Source organism: Franconibacter pulveris, from assembly GCF_056780215.1.
The window spans coordinates 3,415,062-3,432,916 of sequence record NZ_CM165555.1 but is presented as its reverse complement, the minus strand read 5'-3'; the positions used below and the strand labels follow the sequence as shown (position 1 = coordinate 3,432,916).

The window sequence follows — 17,855 nt, the reverse complement described above, 5'->3', positions numbered from 1 at the left end:
AGGTTATAAAGCCGTTCAGACGTCTATACATCCGTTCCGCATCCTGACACAATACGCCACAATAACGCAACAGGGATTTAACTCATGCAGACACTTCAGACAACCAGCCTGCGGGTGGTGGACAATAAGCTCTGGATCCTCGACCAGCAGGCGCTGCCGCAGCAGAAAAACTGGCTGCCCGCCGACAGCGTAGAGGCGCTGGTCGGCCATATTCATGCGCTGCGGGTGCGCGGCGCGCCGCTGATTGGCCTGTCGGCAAGCCTGCTGCTGGCGCTGCTGGGCGAACGCGGCCTGAGCCGGAACGAACTGACCCATGCCCTCGAAACGCTGCGCGCCGCGCGGCCCACGGCGGTTAATCTGATGAATAACCTCGACCGCATGAAGCAGGCGCTTGCGCAGGAGAACGTCGCCGCCGCGCTGGAAGCCGAAGCGGTTCGCCTGGTGCAGGAAGACCGCGAACTGTGCGACCGCATCGCCCGGGCGGGCAGCCAGCTTGTGAAGCCAGGCAGCCGCCTGCTCACCCACTGCAATACCGGCGGGCTGGCGACAGCGGGCGTGGGCACTGCGCTTGGCGTTATCGCGCAGGCGTTTGATGAAGGTAAGGTCGCCAACGTCTGGGTGGATGAAACCCGACCTTTGTTGCAGGGCGGTCGCTTAACGGCGTGGGAGCTTGGCGAGCTCGGCATCCCTTATCAGCTGATTACCGACTCGATGGCGGCGAGCCTGATGGCGCAGGGGCAGGTGGACGCTATCTGGGTGGGCGCGGACCGTATCGCCGCCAATGGCGACGTGGCGAATAAAATCGGCACTTACAGCCTCGCGGTGCTGGCGAAGTTTCATCATATTCCGTTTTATGTTGCCGCGCCGCAGACCACGCTTGACCCGGATTGTCCGAACGGCGCGGCTATCCCCATTGAGCAACGGGCGCCAGCCGAGGTGACGGGCGTGGCGGGCAGTTTCGGCGCGGTGCAGTGGGCGCCGGAAAATGCGCGGGTTTACAACCCGGCGTTTGACGTTACGCCAGCGGCGCTGATTAGCGGCTGGGTGCTGGACAGCGGCGTCGTAACGCCGGATGACGTGGCGAACGGACGATTCAAAAAATAACGGCGCCTTTTCAGGGGCGCCGCGGTAGTTATACCCACTCGCGAACCGGCAGGAAATCGCGGTAGAGGGCCGCTTCCGGGCTGCCCTCTTCAGGCTGGTAGTTGTACTCCCAGCGCACCAGCGGCGGCATCGACATCAAGATAGATTCGGTGCGCCCGCCGGTTTGCAGGCCAAACAGCGTGCCGCGATCCCACACCAGATTAAACTCCACATAGCGCCCGCGGCGGTAGAGCTGGAAGTCGCGTTCGCGTTCGCCCCAGGGTTGCGCCTTGCGACGTTCGACGATAGGCAGGTAAGCGTCCAGATAGCCGTTGCCCACCGCCTGCATAAAGCGAAAGGCGTGGTCGAAGTCAGGCGTATTGAGGTCATCAAAGAACAGGCCGCCAATGCCGCGCTGCTCGTTGCGGTGCTTAAGAAAGAAATAATCGTCGCACCACTTTTTGTAACGCGGGTAAACCTCTTCGCCAAAAGGCTGGCAGAGATTACGCGCCGTTCGGTGCCAGTGCACGGCGTCTTCTTCAAAACCGTAAAAGGGCGTTAAGTCAAAGCCGCCGCCAAACCACCAGACCGGGTCGGCGCCCGGCTTCTCGGCGATAAAAAAGCGCACGTTGGCGTGGCTTGTCGGCACGTAAGGGTTGCGGGGATGCACGACCAGCGAAACGCCCATCGCCTCGAAGCTGCGCCCGGCCAGCTCCGGGCGGTGCGCGGTGGCGGAGGCGGGCATCGCATCGCCATGAACGTGCGAAAAGTTAACGCCCGCCTGTTCGAACACCTTTCCTTCGCGCAGAACGCGGCTGCGACCGCCGCCGCCCCCCTCGCGCTGCCAGGCGTCTTCAACAAACGCGGCGCCGTCGATAGCCGCCAGCTGCTGGCAGATGCGGTCCTGCAAATCGAGCAGGAACGTTTTCACTAACTGAATGTCCGGTTGCATCGGTTAGCCTCGCTTTGAATGGGCTTTGTGATTATCGAACCAGTTGAAATAGCTGATGACGCCGTTGGCGATAGCGGTAGCGATTTTCTGGCGAAATGCATTGGTGCCGAGCAGCTTTTCCTCTTCCGGATTGGTAATAAAAGAGGTTTCTACCAGCACGGAAGGGATAGAAGGCGACTTGAGCACCACAAACGCCGCCTGTTCGGTCGACCGGCTGTGCAGGCGATGCACCGGTTTAATCTGGCGCAGGATGTGCGAGCCGAGCGTAAGGCTGTTTTTAATGGTATCGGTCTGCACCAGGTCGAACAGCACCTGTTGCAGATAGTGATCTTTATTTTTTACCTTGCTGCCCGCCACGTCGTCGGCGGCGTTTTCGCGATCGGAGAGGTATTTCGCCATGGCGCTACTCGCCCCGCGGTTAGAGAGCGCAAAAACCGACGCGCCTGCGGCGGTGGGGCTGGTGAAACCATCGGCGTGAATCGACATAAAGAGATCCGCGCCGTGCTGGTGGGCTATCTCCACCCGGTCATAGAGCGGAATAAAGGTGTCGTCGCTGCGGGTAAGGCGGGCGTCGATGCCTTGCGCGCGCAGAATAGCGCGCACTTTTTTGGCAATCGCCAGCACCACGTGTTTCTCTTTTGAGCCGTTATGGCCAATAGCGCCGGTATCGATGCCGCCGTGGCCCGGGTCGAGCATCACCATGCGCTTCGCGCCCGCTTTTTTGGCTTTCGGCTTGCTGTGGCTGGTGCTGGTGGCGAGCGGTTTCTCTTCTTTAGCAAGGGCTTTGTTAATGCCGGTAACCGTCAGGGCTGCGAGGCCCGTAAGCAGCAGCTGACGGCGCGATGTGAGTTTTTTTAATGGCTTAATAGTGCTCATGCGTCCTGACTTCTGTTTTTATGGTCCCGCAGTGTTATAGCGTATCGCTCTTCAGGGGACGACATTCCGTAGCGGGAAAAGTTTTACTTTTCATTTCAAGGCGAGGCGAAAGGGTAGTATGCCATTTTTCGCGAAGTTTTGCCGGGGATATTGGCTATTGCAACAGATAGCGCCATAATCACTGTTTTTATTGCGCAAAAGATGGGTAATACCATGGAGATACGTGTTTTTCGCCAGCCAGATTTCGAAGAGGTCATTACCCTCTGGGAGCGTTGCGACCTGCTGCGCCCCTGGAACGATCCGGAAATGGACATTGAGCGCAAGCTGAACCACGACCCCGATCTGTTCCTGGTCGCCGAGGTGAACGGCGAGGTGGTGGGCTCGGTAATGGGCGGCTACGACGGGCATCGCGGCTCGGCGTACTACCTGGGCGTACACCCGGAGTTTCGCGGGCGCGGCATCGCCAACGCGTTATTAAGCCGTCTTGAGAAAAAACTCATCGCCCGCGGCTGCCCGAAAATCAATATTCAGATCCGCGAGGATAACGACGTGGTGCTGGGCATGTATGAGCGTCTGGGTTATGAACACCAGGATGTGATAAGCCTTGGCAAGCGGCTAATTGAAGACCAGGAATATTAATGGTCACCCGGCGCAGGGCCGGGTGAAAAGCGCTTAGCCTTTGGTCACTTTTTTCACGTCGATTTCAACGGAGTTCCAGTCTTTATCCACTTCCCCCTCGATACGCACCTTGTCGTTCGGGGTGATGGTGACGCCATTCCAGACGTGGTCGTCAATTTCCACATTGACAGAGCCGCTTGCGTCGCGGAACTCATAAAGCTCTTTGCCAATCTTACGCACGATGTTGCCTTCCAGCGCCACCCAGGCGTCATCGCGCAGGCTTTTCGCCTGTTCCACCGTCGTGCTGGCCGCATCCGGTCCAACGAAGCCGCCTTTCGCGGCGGCGGTGGTGTTATCCGGGCCGCTGAATCCCCCTTTCTGGGCGATAGCTGGCGCCGCCGTCAGCGCGGCCGTTGCAAATAACAACGCAATGCTACGTTTTTTCATCTCAATCTCCTTTTGTTTATCTGGTGCGAAGCGCTTTCTTCGCACCCTTACAGGGTGACATAATTCTGCCTTTTATGACGGCGAATCCCGGAATTTATACATGTTTTTACCTTCCGACTACGACAGTAAAGGGCTGTTGAAGCTGCCCGCGCTGTTCTGGGTCGTGCTGCTGTTGCAGGCGCGCACCTGGGCGCTGTTTGTGCTGGCGGGCGCATCGCGGGAGCAAGGAGAAGCGCTGCTCGCGCTCTTTTACCCGGACCGCGCCGCCTTCTGGCTCGGCTTGCTGACCGGTGTACCGGCGGCGCTGGCTTTTCTGCTAAGCGGGCGGCGGGAGCGCTTCCCACGGCTATGGCGCGCCTGGCGCTGGGTGCTTATCGTTACCCAGGGCTGGCTGCTAACCTCACAGCTGTTTATGCTGGCGAGCAATGAAGGGCAGGGCGCGGCGGCGGTGATTCTGCTGGCCGCCGACCTCTTCGCGCTCTGGTGGCTTGGGTTTAATGCCCGGTTGCGCGCCTGCTTTACGCCCGATACAGATTAACCGGCACTTTTTTCGGTTTACAGGTTCCAACAAGCGATAATGCTTAAGAAAGGGATAGAAAATGAAAAACCTGCGTTTGCTGCTCTGCGGTCTGCCGCTCGTGTTGACGGGCTGTTCTACGCTATCGAACGTACACTGGTCCGCCGCCGCGCCGTGGAACTGGTTTGGCTCGTCGCTTGAAGTGACCGAAAACGGTTTAGGGGATATCACTGCCGACACGCCGCTGAAAGAAGAGGCGATCGCCGACGCGCTGGGCGATGATTATCGCTTGCGCAGCGGGATGAAAACGCAGGGCGGCGCGGTGGTGCGCTATTTCGAAGCGCTGAAGGATGACAAGCTTGCCGTAGTGGTTAACGGCGAAAACGACAAAGTCAGCCGTATCGATGTGCTGGATAACGATATTGAGACCGACAGCGGCGTTAAGATTGGCACGCCTTTTAGCGATCTGTATGACAAAGCGTATGGCGCCTGTAAAAAAGCGCTGGATGACGACAGCGACGGCGTGGAGTGTCAGGCGCCCGGCAGTCATCATGTCAGCTACGTTTTTACCGGCGAATGGCGCGGTCCTGAAGGGTTAATGCCCTCTGACGATGCGCTCAAGAAATGGACGCTGCACAAGATAGTCTGGCGCCGTTAACGGCTTGTTTTAGCGCAACGCGCCGGCAAAAAAATCGGGTACAATAGCCCGATTCATGCCACCTTCGTGGCATCGTTTTTGCTGGAGGAGAGATGTCTCAGGTTCAAAGCGGCATTTTGCCGGAACATTGCCGCGCCGCCATTTGGCTGGAAGCGAAAGCGCAGGGCGATCGCGACGCGCTGCGTCAGGGCTGTAAAGCATTCGCTGATAAAATCGCGACCTTTCAGGCACAGTTTCCGGAAGCCAGCCTTGGGGTGGTTATCGGCTTCGGTCATGACCTCTGGTGTGAATTAAGCGGCGGGGTAGGGGCGCAGGAGCTGAAAAACTTTACCCCGCTTGGTAAAGGACTGGCACCCGCCACCCAGCACGACGTGTTGATACACATCCTTTCTCTGCGCCATGACGTGAACTTTTCCGTCGCTCAGGCCGCGCTGGCCGCCTTTGGCGACACGCTTAGCGTTGAAGAAGAGACGCACGGCTTCCGCTGGGTGGAAGAGCGTGACCTGAGCGGCTTTGTCGATGGCACCGAGAACCCGGCTGGCGAAGAGACGCGTCGCGCCGTTGCGGTGATCAACGACGGCGTGGACGCGGGCGGCAGCTATGTCTTCGTGCAGCGCTGGGAGCATAACCTGAAGCAGCTTAACCGCATGAGCGTGCCGGATCAGGAAATGATGATTGGCCGTACCAAAGCGGCGAACGAAGAGATTGACGGCGATGAGCGCCCGGTCACGTCCCATCTGACTCGCGTTGATCTCAAAGAAGAGGGCAAGGGCTTGAAAATTGTGCGCCAGAGCCTGCCTTACGGCACGGCAAGCGGCGTGCACGGTCTGTACTTCTGCGCTTACTGCGCGCGTCTTTATAACATTGAACAGCAGTTGCTGAGCATGTTCGGCGATAAAGACGGCAAGCGCGACGCCATGCTGCGCTTCACAAAGCCGGTTACCGGCGGCTACTATTTCGCCCCCTCTCTTGAGCGCCTTTTCACGCTTTAACCCCCTCGCGGCGCGGCTTTCCGTCGCGCCGCTGGCTTATATCCTTTCGCAATTGCAAATCGCTAAACGGTATATAAAAGCGTTACAGCTTTAACGCCCGTTATAAATAAACTGATGCCTGATCGTCATCACATTTATAAGGGTGCGCAATGGCCGTTAAAATCACTAGAAAAGCATGGAGCGCAATCGCCATCTCTCTGTTAATGGCAGGACACGCTCAGGCAACCGAGCTGTTGAACAGCTCTTACGACGTTTCCCGCGAGCTTTTTGCCGCCCTTAACCCGCCTTTTGCGCAGCAGTGGGCCAAAGAGAATAACGGCGACAAGCTGACTATAAAGCAGTCGCACGCAGGCTCATCCAAGCAGGCGCTGGCCATTTTGCAGGGCTTAAAAGCAGACGTTGTAACTTATAACCAGGTGACCGACGTTCAGATCCTGCATGATAAAGGCAAGCTCATCCCGGCCGACTGGCAAAACCGTTTGCCCAATAACAGCTCGCCGTTCTATTCCACCATGGCTTTCCTGGTGCGTAAGGGCAACCCGAAGAATATCCACGACTGGAGCGACCTGGTGCGCCCGGACGTGAAGCTCATTTTCCCGAACCCGAAAACCTCCGGTAACGCCCGTTACACCTACTTAGCTGCCTGGGGCGCGGCGGACAAAGCCGACGGCGGCGATAAAGCCAAAACCGAACAGTTCATGACGCAGTTTTTGAAAAACGTTGAAGTGTTTGATACCGGCGGTCGCGGCGCGACCACCACCTTCGTTGAACGTGGCCTGGGCGACGTACTGATTAGCTTTGAGTCGGAAGTGAACAACATCCGCAATCAGTACGAAAAAGAGGGTTACGAGGTCGTCGTGCCGAAGGTCAATATCCTGGCGGAGTTCCCGGTGGCGTGGATTGATAAAAACGTCAAAGCCAACGGCACCGAGAAGGCGGCGAAGGCTTATCTGAACTATCTCTATAGCCCGACGGCGCAGCAGATCATCACCAACTATTACTACCGCGTGAACAACCCGGCAGTGATGGACAAGCTGAAGGATAAATTCCCGCAGACCGACCTTTTCCGCGTAGAGGATAAATTCGGCGGCTGGCCGGAAGCGATGAAAACCCACTTCAACAGCGGCGGCGAATTTGACCGGCTGGTCGCGGCGGGGCGTAAGTAATGTTTGCAGTCTCTAAGCGTGTGTTGCCGGGCTTTACCTTAAGCCTTGGCACCAGCCTGTTGTTTGTTTGTCTGATTCTTCTGTTGCCGCTTAGCGCGCTGGTGATGCAGCTCGCCCAGATGAGCTGGGAGCAGTACTGGGAAGTGATTACCAACCCGCAGGTAGTGGCGGCGTATAAAGTGACGCTGCTCTCCGCGGCGGTGGCCTCGGTATTTAATGGCGTATTTGGGTTGTTGATGGCGTGGATCTTAACCCGCTATCAGTTTCCTGGCCGTACGCTGCTGGATGCGCTGATGGACTTGCCTTTCGCCCTGCCGACGGCGGTGGCGGGCCTGACCCTCGCTTCGCTTTTCTCCGTGAACGGGCTTTACGGCGAATGGCTGGCGCAGTTCGACATTAAAGTGACGTATACCTGGCTTGGCATCGCCGTAGCGATGGCGTTCACCAGCATTCCCTTTGTCGTGCGCACCGTGCAGCCTGTACTGGAAGAGTTAGGCCCGGAATACGAAGAAGCCGCGCAGACGCTCGGCGCCACCCGCTGGCAGAGCTTTCGTAAAGTGGTGCTGCCGGAGCTTTCTCCGGCGCTGATGGCGGGTGTGGCGCTCTCGTTTACCCGCAGCCTTGGCGAGTTCGGCGCGGTGATTTTTATCGCCGGCAACATCGCCTGGAAGACCGAGGTTACCTCGCTGATGATTTTCGTACGGTTGCAGGAGTTTGATTACCCGGCGGCCAGCGCTATCGCTTCAGTGATCCTCGCCGCTTCGCTGTTGCTGCTGTTTGGCATTAACACTCTGCAAAGCCGCTTTGGCCGGCGCGTGGTAGGTCATTAATGGCTGAAGTTACTGAAGTGAAAAATTACGATCGCCCCGGCGTGAACTGGGGCAAATGGTTGCTTATCGGCACGGGCGTGCTGGTTTCCTGCCTGATCCTGCTGGTGCCGATGATTTCTATCTTTGCGCAGGCTTTTTCGCAGGGGCTGATGCCAGTGCTGGAAAACATCGCCGACCCGGACATGCTGCACGCCATCTGGCTGACCGTGTTGATTGCGCTTATCACGGTGCCGGTTAACCTGGTATTCGGTACTTTGCTCGCCTGGCTGGTGACGCGCTTTGACTTTCGCGGCCGTCAATTATTGCTGACGCTGCTTGATATTCCGTTTGCCGTCTCGCCGGTGGTAGCGGGCCTGGTGTATCTGCTCTTTTACGGCTCTAACGGCCCGCTCGGCGGCTGGCTGGATGAACATGATATGCAGATTATGTTCGCCTGGCCGGGCATGGTGCTGGTGACTATCTTCGTCACCTGTCCGTTTGTGGTGCGCGAGCTGGTGCCGGTCATGCTGAGCCAGGGTAGCCAGGAAGATGAAGCGGCTATTTTGCTTGGCGCGTCCGGCTGGCAGATGTTTCGCCGCGTAACGCTGCCGAATATCCGTTGGGCGTTGCTGTATGGCGTGGTGCTGACTAACGCGCGCGCCATCGGCGAGTTTGGCGCGGTGTCGGTGGTATCCGGCTCCATTCGCGGCGAAACGCTTTCGCTGCCTTTACAGATTGAATTACTGCAGCAGGATTACAACGCGGTGGGTTCGTTTACCGCCGCCGCCCTGCTGACGTTAATGGCTATTTTGACCCTGTTTTTAAAGAGTGCGTTGCAGTGGCGCCTGAATAATCAGGAAAAACGCGGGCAACAGGAGGGAAATCATGAGCATTGAGATTGCCAATATTAAGAAGTCTTTTGGTCGCACCCAGGTGCTGAATGATATCTCACTGGATATCCCTTCCGGCCAGATGGTGGCGCTGCTGGGGCCTTCCGGCTCCGGTAAAACGACGCTGCTGCGTATTATCGCCGGGCTTGAGCACCAGACCAGCGGGCGCATTCGCTTTCACGGCACCGACGTGAGCCGCCTGCATGCCCGCGACCGTAAGGTGGGGTTTGTGTTTCAGCACTATGCGCTGTTTCGCCATATGTCGGTATTCGACAATATTGCGTTCGGCCTGACCGTACTGCCAAGGCGCGAGCGCCCGAACGCGGCGGCTATCAAACAAAAAGTGACGCAGCTGCTTGAGATGGTGCAGCTTTCTCATCTGGCGGACCGCTATCCGGCGCAGCTTTCCGGCGGCCAGAAACAGCGCGTGGCGTTGGCTCGCGCGCTGGCGGTGGAGCCGCAAATCCTGCTGCTCGACGAGCCTTTCGGCGCACTGGACGCCCAGGTGCGTAAAGAGCTGCGCCGCTGGCTGCGCGAGCTGCACGAAGAGTTAAAATTCACCAGCGTTTTCGTTACCCACGATCAGGAAGAGGCGATGGAAGTGGCCGACCGCGTGGTGGTGATGAGCCAGGGCCATATCGAACAGGCTGATGCGCCGGAGCAGGTGTGGCGAGAGCCCGCCACGCGCTTCGTGCTGGAGTTCCTTGGCGAAGTTAACCGCCTGAAGGGCACCGTGCGCGGCAGCCAGTTCCACGTTGGCGCGCACCGCTGGCCGCTCGGTTTTTCTCCTGCGCACCAGGGGCCGGTTGACCTGTTCCTGCGTCCGTGGGAAGTGGATGTCAGCCGCCGCACCAGCCTTGATTCGCCGCTCCCGGTGCAGGTGCTGGAAGTGAGTCCGAAGGGGCACTATATGCAACTGGTCGTGCAGCCGCTTGGCTGGTATGACGAACCGCTAACGGTCGTGCTGCGCGAAGACTATGTGCCGCACCGCGGCGAGCGTCTGTATGTGGGCCTGCAGCACGCCCGTCTTTACAACGGCGATGAGCGGATCCAGAGTGTTGCTCTGGCTGAGACGGCCTGATAGGTTAACGTCCTACACGACGAGCAAGCGGCCCCGTGGCCGCTTTTTTTATGCTTTGGACAGACTGACGTGAACACATTAGAACAGACTATCGGCAATACGCCTCTGGTGCGGCTGCAGCGGACCGGGCTGACCAACGGCGCCGAAATTTGGGTCAAGCTCGAAGGTAATAACCCGGCGGGTTCGGTGAAAGACCGCGCCGCGCTCTCGATGATTACCGAAGCGGAAAAGCGTGGCGAGATTAAGCCCGGCGACGTGCTGATTGAGGCGACCAGCGGCAATACCGGTATCGCGCTGGCGATGATAGCGGCCCTGAAAGGCTACCGCATGAAGCTGCTTATGCCGGACAACATGAGCATGGAGCGCAAGGCAGCGATGCAGGCTTACGGCGCGGAGCTGATTCTGGTAAGCCGCGAGCAGGGGATGGAAGGCGCACGCGATCTGGCGAAAGAGATGGGCGAACGTGGCGAAGGTAAGGTGCTGGACCAGTTTAATAACCCTGATAACCCTTACGCGCATTACACCACCACGGGTCCTGAAATCTGGCGGCAAACCGAAGGGCGCATTACGCACTTTGTTTCCAGCATGGGGACAACGGGCACCATTACGGGCGTGAGCCGCTTTCTGCGCGAACAGGCGAAAAAGGTGACGATTGTCGGCCTGCAGCCGGAAGAAGGCAGCAGCATTCCGGGAATTCGCCGCTGGCCCCAGCAATATCTGCCGGGCATTTTCAACGCGTCGCTGGTGGATGAGGTGCTGGATATCAGCCAGCTTGATGCGGAAAACACCACCCGCGAGCTGGCGCGTAAAGAGGGACTATTCTGCGGCGTGAGTTCCGGCGGGGCGGTAGCGGGCGCGTTGCGCGTCGCGCAGGCAAACCCAGGCGCGGTAGTGGTGGCGATTATCTGCGATCGCGGCGACCGCTACCTTTCGACCGGCGTATTCGGGGAAGAAAGCTACAGCCAGGGCGCGGGAATTTAACCGTGGCGGCGGACGCAAACGTCCGCCGATTCAGATTTCACGGGGAATTTGCGCCGCCGCGTCCTCAAGCAGCCTGTCCAGGCTCTGCTGCGAAAGGTAACGTTTAACGGGTCTACTCACCTTGTGCAATGCTTTACCCGGCAGAGCAGGCATCGCATAAATGCTGACGACGCCTTGAAGATGCTCGTAAATAAGCAACCCATCCACTTGATAGCCATCTTTATCTGCAAACGCCGCAAGTTGTTGCTGCATTCGGTTACGGGCATTTTTATCGCCTCTGACGGCAAGGCGCAGCGCGTCCGCTGACAGACCCGGCGGCAGACGATAAAGATAGAGCACCTCAACCTGAGCGCTTTCCTCGCATAAAAAACAGGTTTCTCTTTCCGCTATTGACGGCGCTTTACGCAGCGCGGCGGTAAGGGCCTGGCCGTCATTGAGCGGTGGGACGGAAATGTCGATAAACGCCAGCACGTAAGGGCCGGGAGAACCGGCATAAAGCGGTGATGCGGGCAGCAGCAGGGCAATGAAGCACAGCCAGAGAGAACGCCAGCGGCGCATAGTTCAGAGTCCGGTTAATGGCCGAAGGATAAAAAAATGGCGCCTTACGGCGCCATTTTCGAATTGGAGTCAGTCTTACTTCTTGATACGGATAACCGGCGTTTCGCCCACGGTTACGCTACCAGAGAGTTTGATCAACTCTTTGATTTCATCCATATTGGAGATAACGACCGGCGTCAGCGTGGATTTCGCTTTTTCTTCCAGCAGCGGCAGGTCGAACTCGATAACCGGGTCGCCTTTCTTCACACGCTGGCCTTCTTCAGCGAGACGCTTGAAGCCTTCGCCTTTCAGTTCGACGGTGTCGATACCGAAGTGAACGAACAGCTCAATGCCGCTATCGGATTCGATAGAGAACGCATGGTTGGTTTCAAAGATTTTGCCAATGGTGCCATCTACCGGCGCAACCATTTTGTTGCCGGTCGGTTTGATAGCGATGCCATCACCAACAATCTTCTCTGCGAACACTACATCCGGCACGTCTTCAATGTTAACGATTTCACCGGACAGTGGAGCAACGATCTCAATGGTTCCGGTGTCGCTATTGCCTTTATCACCGAACAGCTTACTAAATAACCCCATTAGCCTTCTCTCCTAAGCAGTAATTTGGGCCGCATCTCGTGGATTAGCAGATTGTTTTTTCTTCAATGAACTTGTTAACCAGCGTCATTAACTCGTCCGTTGTCGGTTGAGCAAGAGCCTGCTCTGCTAAAACCTTCGCATCTTCGAAGTTCGTGTTACGAATAATCTTCTTAATGCGCGGGATAGAAATGGCACTCATACTGAATTCATCCAGACCCATCCCCAGCAAAAGAAGTGTAGCACGTTCATCGCCAGCAAGCTCACCACACATGCCCGTCCACTTGCCTTCAGCATGAGATGCATCAATTACTTGCTTAATCAGGTTCAGCACAGACGGCGACATCGGCTGGTAGAGGTGGGAAATCATATCATTACCACGGTCAACTGCCAGGGTGTACTGCGTCAAATCGTTAGTGCCGATACTGAAGAAATCGACCTCTTTCGCCAGGTGACGAGCGATGGTCGCCGCCGCCGGGGTTTCTACCATCACGCCAATTTCGATCGTTTCGTCAAACGCTTTGCCTTCATCGCGCAGCTCTTGTTTGAACGCGTCGATCGCTTTTTTCAGTACGCGCACTTCTTCCACAGAGATAATCATCGGGAACATGATGCGCAGTTTGCCGAAAGCGGAGGCGCGCAGAATGGCGCGCAGCTGGTCACGCAGGATCTCTTGACGATCCATAGCGATACGAATCGCGCGCCAGCCGAGGAAGGGGTTCTCTTCTTTCGGGAAGTTCATGTACGGCAGCTCTTTATCGCCGCCGATATCCATGGTGCGCACGATAACCGCCTGAGAACCGCAGGCTTCCGCCACGGCTTTATAAGCCTGGAACTGCTCTTCTTCAGTCGGCAGCGAGTCACGGTCCATGAACAAAAATTCGGTACGATAGAGGCCTACGCCTTCCGCGCCGTTACGCTCGGCGCCCGCGACGTCGCGCACGGTACCGATGTTGGCACAAACTTCAACCTGATGGCCGTCAAGCGTGATAGCCGGCAGATCTTTCAGTTTGGCGAGCTCGGCTTTCTCTTCAGCCACCTGGGCCTGGGTGTTGCGCAGCGTTTCGATCTCTTCGTTAGTCGGGTTAACGTAAACTTTGTTGTTAACCGCATCGAGGATCAGGTAATCGTCGTTTTTTACCAGAGAGGTAACGTTGCCAGTGCCCACAATTGCCGGCAGCTCAAGAGAGCGCGCCATGATAGAGGTGTGGGAAGTGCGGCCGCCCAGGTCGGTGATAAAACCGAGCACCTTTTTCAGGTTCAGCTGTGCGGTTTCCGACGGGGTCAGGTCAGCGGCAACCAGGATAACTTCATCCTGAATCGCGCTTAAATCGATGATGGCGAGGCCAAGGATATTGCGCAGCAGACGCTTGCCGATGTCGCGCACGTCAGCCGCACGCTCTTTCAGGTACTCGTCGTCAAGCTCTTCCAGCGCGGTAGCCTGACCTTCGATAACCTCGTGCGCCGCGGCGTCCGCGGTAACGAGCTTATCCTTAATCAGGGCTATGATTTCCTGCTCCAGCTCTTCATCTTCCAGCAACATGATGTGGCCTTCGAAGATAGCTTCCTTTTCTTCACCGAAAGTCTCACCGGCTTTCACCTTGATCGCTTCCAGCTGAGAAGAAGCCTTAGCGCGCCCGCTCAGGAAACGCTCAACTTCCTGATCAACCTTGTCGGCAGAAATTTTTTTCCGGTCGATGACAATTTCATCTTCCTTCAGCAGCAGTGCTTTGCCAAAGGCGATACCCGGAGATGCTAAAATGCCTGAAATCATAACCCTACCTTACTTGTGACTGATTTTGAAAAGAACCCGGAACTTACTCGAGTTCAGCCATCAGTTTTACCAGATGTTCAACTGCCTTCTGCTCATCTTCGCCTTCCGCAGAAATGGTCACAACAGTGCCCTGAGTCAGACCCAGAGTTTGCAGCTTGAACAGGCTTTTCGCGCTGGCGCTTTTGCCGTTGGAAGTCACAGTGATCTCAGAGGTGAAGCCTTTCGCTTCTTTTACAAACTGAGCAGCAGGGCGGGTATGCAGACCGTTCGGAGCGGTAATGGTAACTTCTTGCTGGAACATTGTATTTCCCCAACTTATAGGTTTAGTGTTGTGGAACTAAAGTCTAGCCTGGCGGCCAGACTTTAGCCTGTATTGTTAGCGCCGACGTAAACGGAACGCAGCACAGGATGCCAGAACGACGAAAATCGCACGGCATCTATTCCATGCGGCACGCGTTTCGCTCGTCATCAATCATTATGCCGCGAATAAAGCGGCTTAACCAAATCATTAAATCGATTCAGCAAACACGAATGGTGCCAATGATTAATTTCACGCATCGAAATAATTTGCTGGTTAAATACCAGACCCAACAGACTGAAGCAATGCCAGGGGGGGTAAAACTTTGACGTACGCCACAAAAAAGCACCCCTGGGGGTGCTTTTTTAGCCAGATTTAACAATCTGGTATCACTGTTGCAGTTCTTTCTCGGTAAAGAGATCGGCAAACAGCGCAGTACTAAGGTAGCGTTCGCCAGAAGAGGGGAGAACGACCACAATGTTTTTGTTGCTGAAGGCTTCATCTTCCTGCAGTTTCAGGGCTGCCGCGACGGCCGCGCCTGAAGAGATACCGGCCAGAATGCCTTCTTCTTCCATCAGACGGCGGGCGGTGGAAATCGCTTCCTCGTTGGTGATGCCAATGACTTTATCAATCAGCTTAAGGTCCAGGTTGCCAGGAATAAAACCTGCGCCGATGCCCTGAATTTTATGCGGGCCCGGCTTCAGCTCCTGGCCTGCCAGCGCCTGGGCGATAACCGGAGAATCGGTCGGCTCAACCGCTACGGTGATAAGGTCGGTTTTGCCTTTAGTGTTTTTGATATAACGCGTCACGCCAGTCAGCGTACCGCCGGTGCCCACGCCGGAGATGAAGACATCAACCTGGCCGTCGGTATCTTCCCAGATTTCCGGACCGGTGGTTTTTTCATGAATTTCGGGGTTAGCCGGGTTGCTGAACTGTTGAAGCAGCAGATATTTTGACGGATCGCTCGCCACAATCTCTTCAGCTTTCTGGATTGCGCCTTTCATGCCTTTCGCGCCTTCGGTCAGCACAAGATTAGCGCCCAGCGCTTTAAGCAGCTTACGGCGTTCAATGCTCATGGTTTCCGGCATGGTCAGCGTTAGCTTGTAGCCGCGGGCGGCGGCGACATAAGCCAGCGCGATGCCGGTGTTGCCGCTGGTCGGTTCAACCAGTTCCACGCCCGGCTTCAGTACGCCACGTTTTTCGGCATCCCAAATCATATTGGCACCGATACGGCATTTGACGCTGAAGCTCGGGTTACGGGACTCGACCTTCGCGAGGATGCGTCCATTACCGATACGGTTCAGTCGAACCAGAGGCGTATGACCAATAGTCAACGAGTTATCTTCAAAAATCTTACTCATGGCCTGTCCTTAACTGTATGAAATTTGGGAACCGCTCCAGCATACCCGCTCAGGTCTTATGCGGAAGTAAGGAATTCGCATATCTATATACTGTCGCGAAATAATGCTTATCAGTATGGAATAAGAGGCGGCATATGCCACCTCTGCAGGGTTACTTCCAGAGCGCATGCTGGGTGCGGTAGCAATCGACCCACATGGCTGTGGCGCCGCATACGGCGACAGGCATGATGACCAGGTTAAGTACCGGTACAAGGGTAAAGAGGTTAACCAGCGCGCCAAACTGCATGTTGGTTATTTTTTGTCGGCGCAGCGCCTGGCGCATCTCTTTAAACGGCACTTTATGATTGTCGAACGGATAATCGCAGTACTGAATTGCGAGCATCCAGGCGCTGAACAAAAACCACAATACCGGTGCTACGGTCTGGCCGATGCCGGGGATAAAATAGAGCATCAGCAGCACCACAGCGCGCGGCAGATACCAGACGAACTTCTGCCATTCCCGCTTCATGATGCGCGGCACATCTTTCATTATGCCGAAGATACCGGTATCTGGCGGGGTAGCGCCTGTCAGGCGAGCTTCAAGCTGTTCAGCCAGCAATCCGTTAAACGGGGCGGCTATCCAGTTCGCGAGCGTCGAGAAGAAATAGCCGAACACGAGCAAAATGGACAACACGGCGATGGGCCAGAGCAGGTAACTTAGCCACTGCAGCCAGTCAGGAACGGAGGCCATTAACTGCGGTATCCAGAGATCGAGCTGTGTAAAAAGCCACCAGAATGCGCCGCCCATGAGCAGGATATTCACCAGAAGCGGTAAAAGGACGAAGCGTTTTAATCCCGGCTGGCTTAACAATTTCCAGCCCTGTGAAAAGTAATAAAGGCCGCTGCGCGGGGCTGTACCTGTATATGAAACCATATCTCTTGCTGTGCTCCTGAATATCGGCCCGAAAAGGGGCAGGATTATCTTAACCGAGCCGGTTAAATGCGCCAGTTCGGAAATGGTCGAAAAAACAGCAAAAAGCAGTTTTTCTTACATCTTTATGCTGAGAAAACCGAGTGCGCACTTGCACTTGAGCAGATGGGCAAATACTCTTAGTGAGTAAATGTTTGCCGTGGTGGCAAGGTGTTAGAACAACAGAGAATATAATGATGCAGGACTTGCGTCTGATATTAATCATTGTTGGCGCGATAGCCATAATAGCCTTACTGGTTCATGGACTCTGGACCAGCCGTAAGGAGCGTTCTTCCGTGTTCCGCGATCGTCCGCTTAAGCGAATGAAATCGAAGCGTGACGAAGAGGATTTTGATGAAGACGCCGAGGACGATGAAGCGGAAGGTGTTGGTGAAGTGCGTGTACGCCGCGTAAATACGCCGCAAGACAACGCGAACTGGGAACAGGAAACGCCGCGTCAGCCACAGCACAACTACCAGCCGCCTTATGAGTCGGCCCAGCCGCGCCAGCCAGCTCAACAAGCGCCTGAACAGTCGCCTGTCGCCGCCCCGCGCCCGCAAGCGCCCGTGCAACAGCCTGCACCGCAGCACTCCGCAGCGCAGCCGCAACCGCGCGCGCCGGTTCAACAACCCGTCCAGCAGCCCGTGCAGCCCGCCGCGCCGCAATACGCTCCGCCGCCTGTGCAGCAGCCGGCGCCGCAACCTGCGCAGCAACAACCCGCGCCGCAGCCTGTTGCTGCGCCTGCTCAGCCTGAGCCTGTCGAGACGCCAAGGCCGCAGCTTAAAGAAACGGTTATTGTCATGAACGTAGCGGCGCATGCCGGTACGCAAATCAACGGCGATGTCCTGCTCAACAGCATCCAGCAGGCAGGTTTCAAATTCGGCGATATGAATATTTTCCATCGCCACCTGAGCCCGGACGGCAGCGGCCCGGTCTTGTTCAGCCTTGCCAACATGGTTAAGCCTGGCTCTTTTGATCCTGAAATCATGACCGACTTCTCCACGCCTGGCATTACCATCTTTATGCAGGTGCCTGGTTTTGGCGATGAGTTGCAGAATTTTAAACTGATGCTGCAGTCGGCTCAGCATATTGCTGATGAAGTGGGCGGCGTGGTGTTAGATGACCAGCGTCGTATGATGACGCCGCAGAAACTGCGTGAATATCAGGACCGCATTCGCGAGGTCAAAGAGGCTAACGCCTGATATCATCCTGGCCCCCGAACCTTATAACAGCCCCCGCATGTCGGGGGTTTTTTATCATTGATGGTGC

At 56.4% G+C, this 17,855-nt stretch carries 20 protein-coding genes; 11 read left to right on the top strand and 9 right to left on the bottom strand.

Features of this window, described 5'->3' with window-relative positions:
* The first annotated feature begins 84 nt into the window (after positions 1 to 84).
* Positions 85 to 1,104, top strand: a complete 1,020-nt coding sequence (gene mtnA / locus ACU4F7_RS16225; protein WP_481637349.1) for an S-methyl-5-thioribose-1-phosphate isomerase — start codon at positions 85 to 87, stop codon at positions 1,102 to 1,104.
* A 28-nt stretch (positions 1,105 to 1,132) separates the two neighbouring features.
* On the opposite strand, the gene hemF is transcribed toward mtnA, so the two are convergent.
* On the bottom strand, positions 1,133 to 2,035 hold the full coding sequence (hemF, locus tag ACU4F7_RS16220) for an oxygen-dependent coproporphyrinogen oxidase (RefSeq protein ID WP_029593541.1): 903 nt from the start codon (positions 2,033 to 2,035) through the stop codon (positions 1,133 to 1,135).
* Between the two features lie 3 nt (positions 2,036 to 2,038).
* Positions 2,039 to 2,911 (bottom strand): N-acetylmuramoyl-L-alanine amidase AmiA, encoded by an 873-nt coding sequence (amiA, locus tag ACU4F7_RS16215; protein ID WP_029593540.1) that lies wholly within the window; start codon positions 2,909 to 2,911, stop codon positions 2,039 to 2,041.
* Between the two features lie 213 nt (positions 2,912 to 3,124).
* On the opposite strand from amiA, the gene ACU4F7_RS16210 reads away from it, so the two are divergent.
* Positions 3,125 to 3,550, top strand: coding sequence for a GNAT family acetyltransferase (locus tag ACU4F7_RS16210; RefSeq protein ID WP_024559082.1), 426 nt, complete (start codon positions 3,125 to 3,127; stop codon positions 3,548 to 3,550).
* A 33-nt stretch (positions 3,551 to 3,583) separates the two neighbouring features.
* Here the strand turns inward: ACU4F7_RS16210 and ACU4F7_RS16205 are convergent, their stop codons facing one another.
* Positions 3,584 to 3,976 (bottom strand): YgiW/YdeI family stress tolerance OB fold protein, encoded by a 393-nt coding sequence (locus tag ACU4F7_RS16205; protein WP_029593539.1) that lies wholly within the window; start codon positions 3,974 to 3,976, stop codon positions 3,584 to 3,586.
* Positions 3,977 to 4,076: 100 nt separating this feature from the next.
* Here ACU4F7_RS16205 and ACU4F7_RS16200 point away from each other — a divergent pair, with 100 nt between their 5' ends.
* The 8 genes from ACU4F7_RS16200 (at position 4,077) to cysM (ending at position 11,070) form a co-directional block, all read left to right on the top strand.
* Positions 4,077 to 4,514: a DUF2919 domain-containing protein gene (locus tag ACU4F7_RS16200; RefSeq protein ID WP_481637348.1), complete on the top strand. Its 438-nt coding sequence runs from the start codon at positions 4,077 to 4,079 to the stop codon at positions 4,512 to 4,514.
* A gap of 61 nt (positions 4,515 to 4,575) precedes the next feature.
* A complete protein-coding gene (locus ACU4F7_RS16195) occupies positions 4,576 to 5,151 on the top strand; it encodes an RpoE-regulated lipoprotein (RefSeq protein WP_481637347.1) in 576 nt (191 codons plus the stop codon).
* A 92-nt stretch (positions 5,152 to 5,243) separates the two neighbouring features.
* A complete protein-coding gene (locus ACU4F7_RS16190) occupies positions 5,244 to 6,143 on the top strand; it encodes a Dyp-type peroxidase (RefSeq protein WP_029593536.1) in 900 nt (299 codons plus the stop codon).
* A gap of 149 nt (positions 6,144 to 6,292) precedes the next feature.
* Positions 6,293 to 7,309, top strand: coding sequence for a sulfate ABC transporter substrate-binding protein (locus ACU4F7_RS16185; protein ID WP_029593535.1), 1,017 nt, complete (start codon positions 6,293 to 6,295; stop codon positions 7,307 to 7,309).
* The gene (gene cysT / locus ACU4F7_RS16180; protein ID WP_024559076.1) at positions 7,309 to 8,139 is read left to right on the top strand and encodes a sulfate/thiosulfate ABC transporter permease CysT; all 831 of its coding nucleotides are present in this window, start codon (positions 7,309 to 7,311) and stop codon (positions 8,137 to 8,139) included. The genes ACU4F7_RS16185 and cysT overlap by 1 nt, the downstream gene beginning before the upstream one ends.
* Positions 8,139 to 9,014: a sulfate/thiosulfate ABC transporter permease CysW gene (gene cysW, locus ACU4F7_RS16175; RefSeq protein WP_481637346.1), complete on the top strand. Its 876-nt coding sequence runs from the start codon at positions 8,139 to 8,141 to the stop codon at positions 9,012 to 9,014. The genes cysT and cysW overlap by 1 nt, the downstream gene beginning before the upstream one ends.
* A complete protein-coding gene (gene cysA / locus ACU4F7_RS16170; RefSeq protein ID WP_024559074.1) occupies positions 9,004 to 10,089 on the top strand; it encodes a sulfate/thiosulfate ABC transporter ATP-binding protein CysA in 1,086 nt (361 codons plus the stop codon). The genes cysW and cysA overlap by 11 nt, the downstream gene beginning before the upstream one ends.
* 69 nt (positions 10,090 to 10,158) lie before the next feature.
* Entirely contained in the window at positions 10,159 to 11,070 is a 912-nt protein-coding gene (gene cysM, locus ACU4F7_RS16165; protein WP_024559073.1) for a cysteine synthase CysM, read from the top strand.
* Positions 11,071 to 11,100: 30 nt separating this feature from the next.
* On the opposite strand, the gene ACU4F7_RS16160 is transcribed toward cysM, so the two are convergent.
* The 6 genes from ACU4F7_RS16160 to cysZ form a co-directional block, all read right to left on the bottom strand.
* Positions 11,101 to 11,628 (bottom strand): hypothetical protein, encoded by a 528-nt coding sequence (locus ACU4F7_RS16160; RefSeq protein WP_481637345.1) that lies wholly within the window; start codon positions 11,626 to 11,628, stop codon positions 11,101 to 11,103.
* 75 nt (positions 11,629 to 11,703) lie between these two features.
* Positions 11,704 to 12,207 (bottom strand): PTS glucose transporter subunit IIA, encoded by a 504-nt coding sequence (crr, locus tag ACU4F7_RS16155; RefSeq protein WP_024555239.1) that lies wholly within the window; start codon positions 12,205 to 12,207, stop codon positions 11,704 to 11,706.
* 43 nt (positions 12,208 to 12,250) lie between these two features.
* Positions 12,251 to 13,978, bottom strand: a complete 1,728-nt coding sequence (gene ptsI, locus ACU4F7_RS16150; RefSeq protein WP_481637344.1) for a phosphoenolpyruvate-protein phosphotransferase PtsI — start codon at positions 13,976 to 13,978, stop codon at positions 12,251 to 12,253.
* A 43-nt stretch (positions 13,979 to 14,021) separates the two neighbouring features.
* Positions 14,022 to 14,279, bottom strand: a complete 258-nt coding sequence (gene ptsH, locus ACU4F7_RS16145) for a phosphocarrier protein Hpr (protein ID WP_000487600.1) — start codon at positions 14,277 to 14,279, stop codon at positions 14,022 to 14,024.
* A gap of 386 nt (positions 14,280 to 14,665) precedes the next feature.
* Complete coding sequence (cysK, locus tag ACU4F7_RS16140; protein ID WP_029593531.1) at positions 14,666 to 15,637, bottom strand: cysteine synthase A; 972 nt, start codon at positions 15,635 to 15,637, stop codon at positions 14,666 to 14,668.
* A 151-nt stretch (positions 15,638 to 15,788) separates the two neighbouring features.
* Entirely contained in the window at positions 15,789 to 16,550 is a 762-nt protein-coding gene (gene cysZ, locus ACU4F7_RS16135; RefSeq protein ID WP_481637343.1) for a sulfate transporter CysZ, read from the bottom strand.
* A gap of 230 nt (positions 16,551 to 16,780) precedes the next feature.
* Here cysZ and zipA point away from each other — a divergent pair, with 230 nt between their 5' ends.
* Positions 16,781 to 17,788, top strand: a complete 1,008-nt coding sequence (gene zipA / locus ACU4F7_RS16130) for a cell division protein ZipA (protein ID WP_481637342.1) — start codon at positions 16,781 to 16,783, stop codon at positions 17,786 to 17,788.
* Positions 17,789 to 17,855 lie beyond the last annotated feature (67 nt).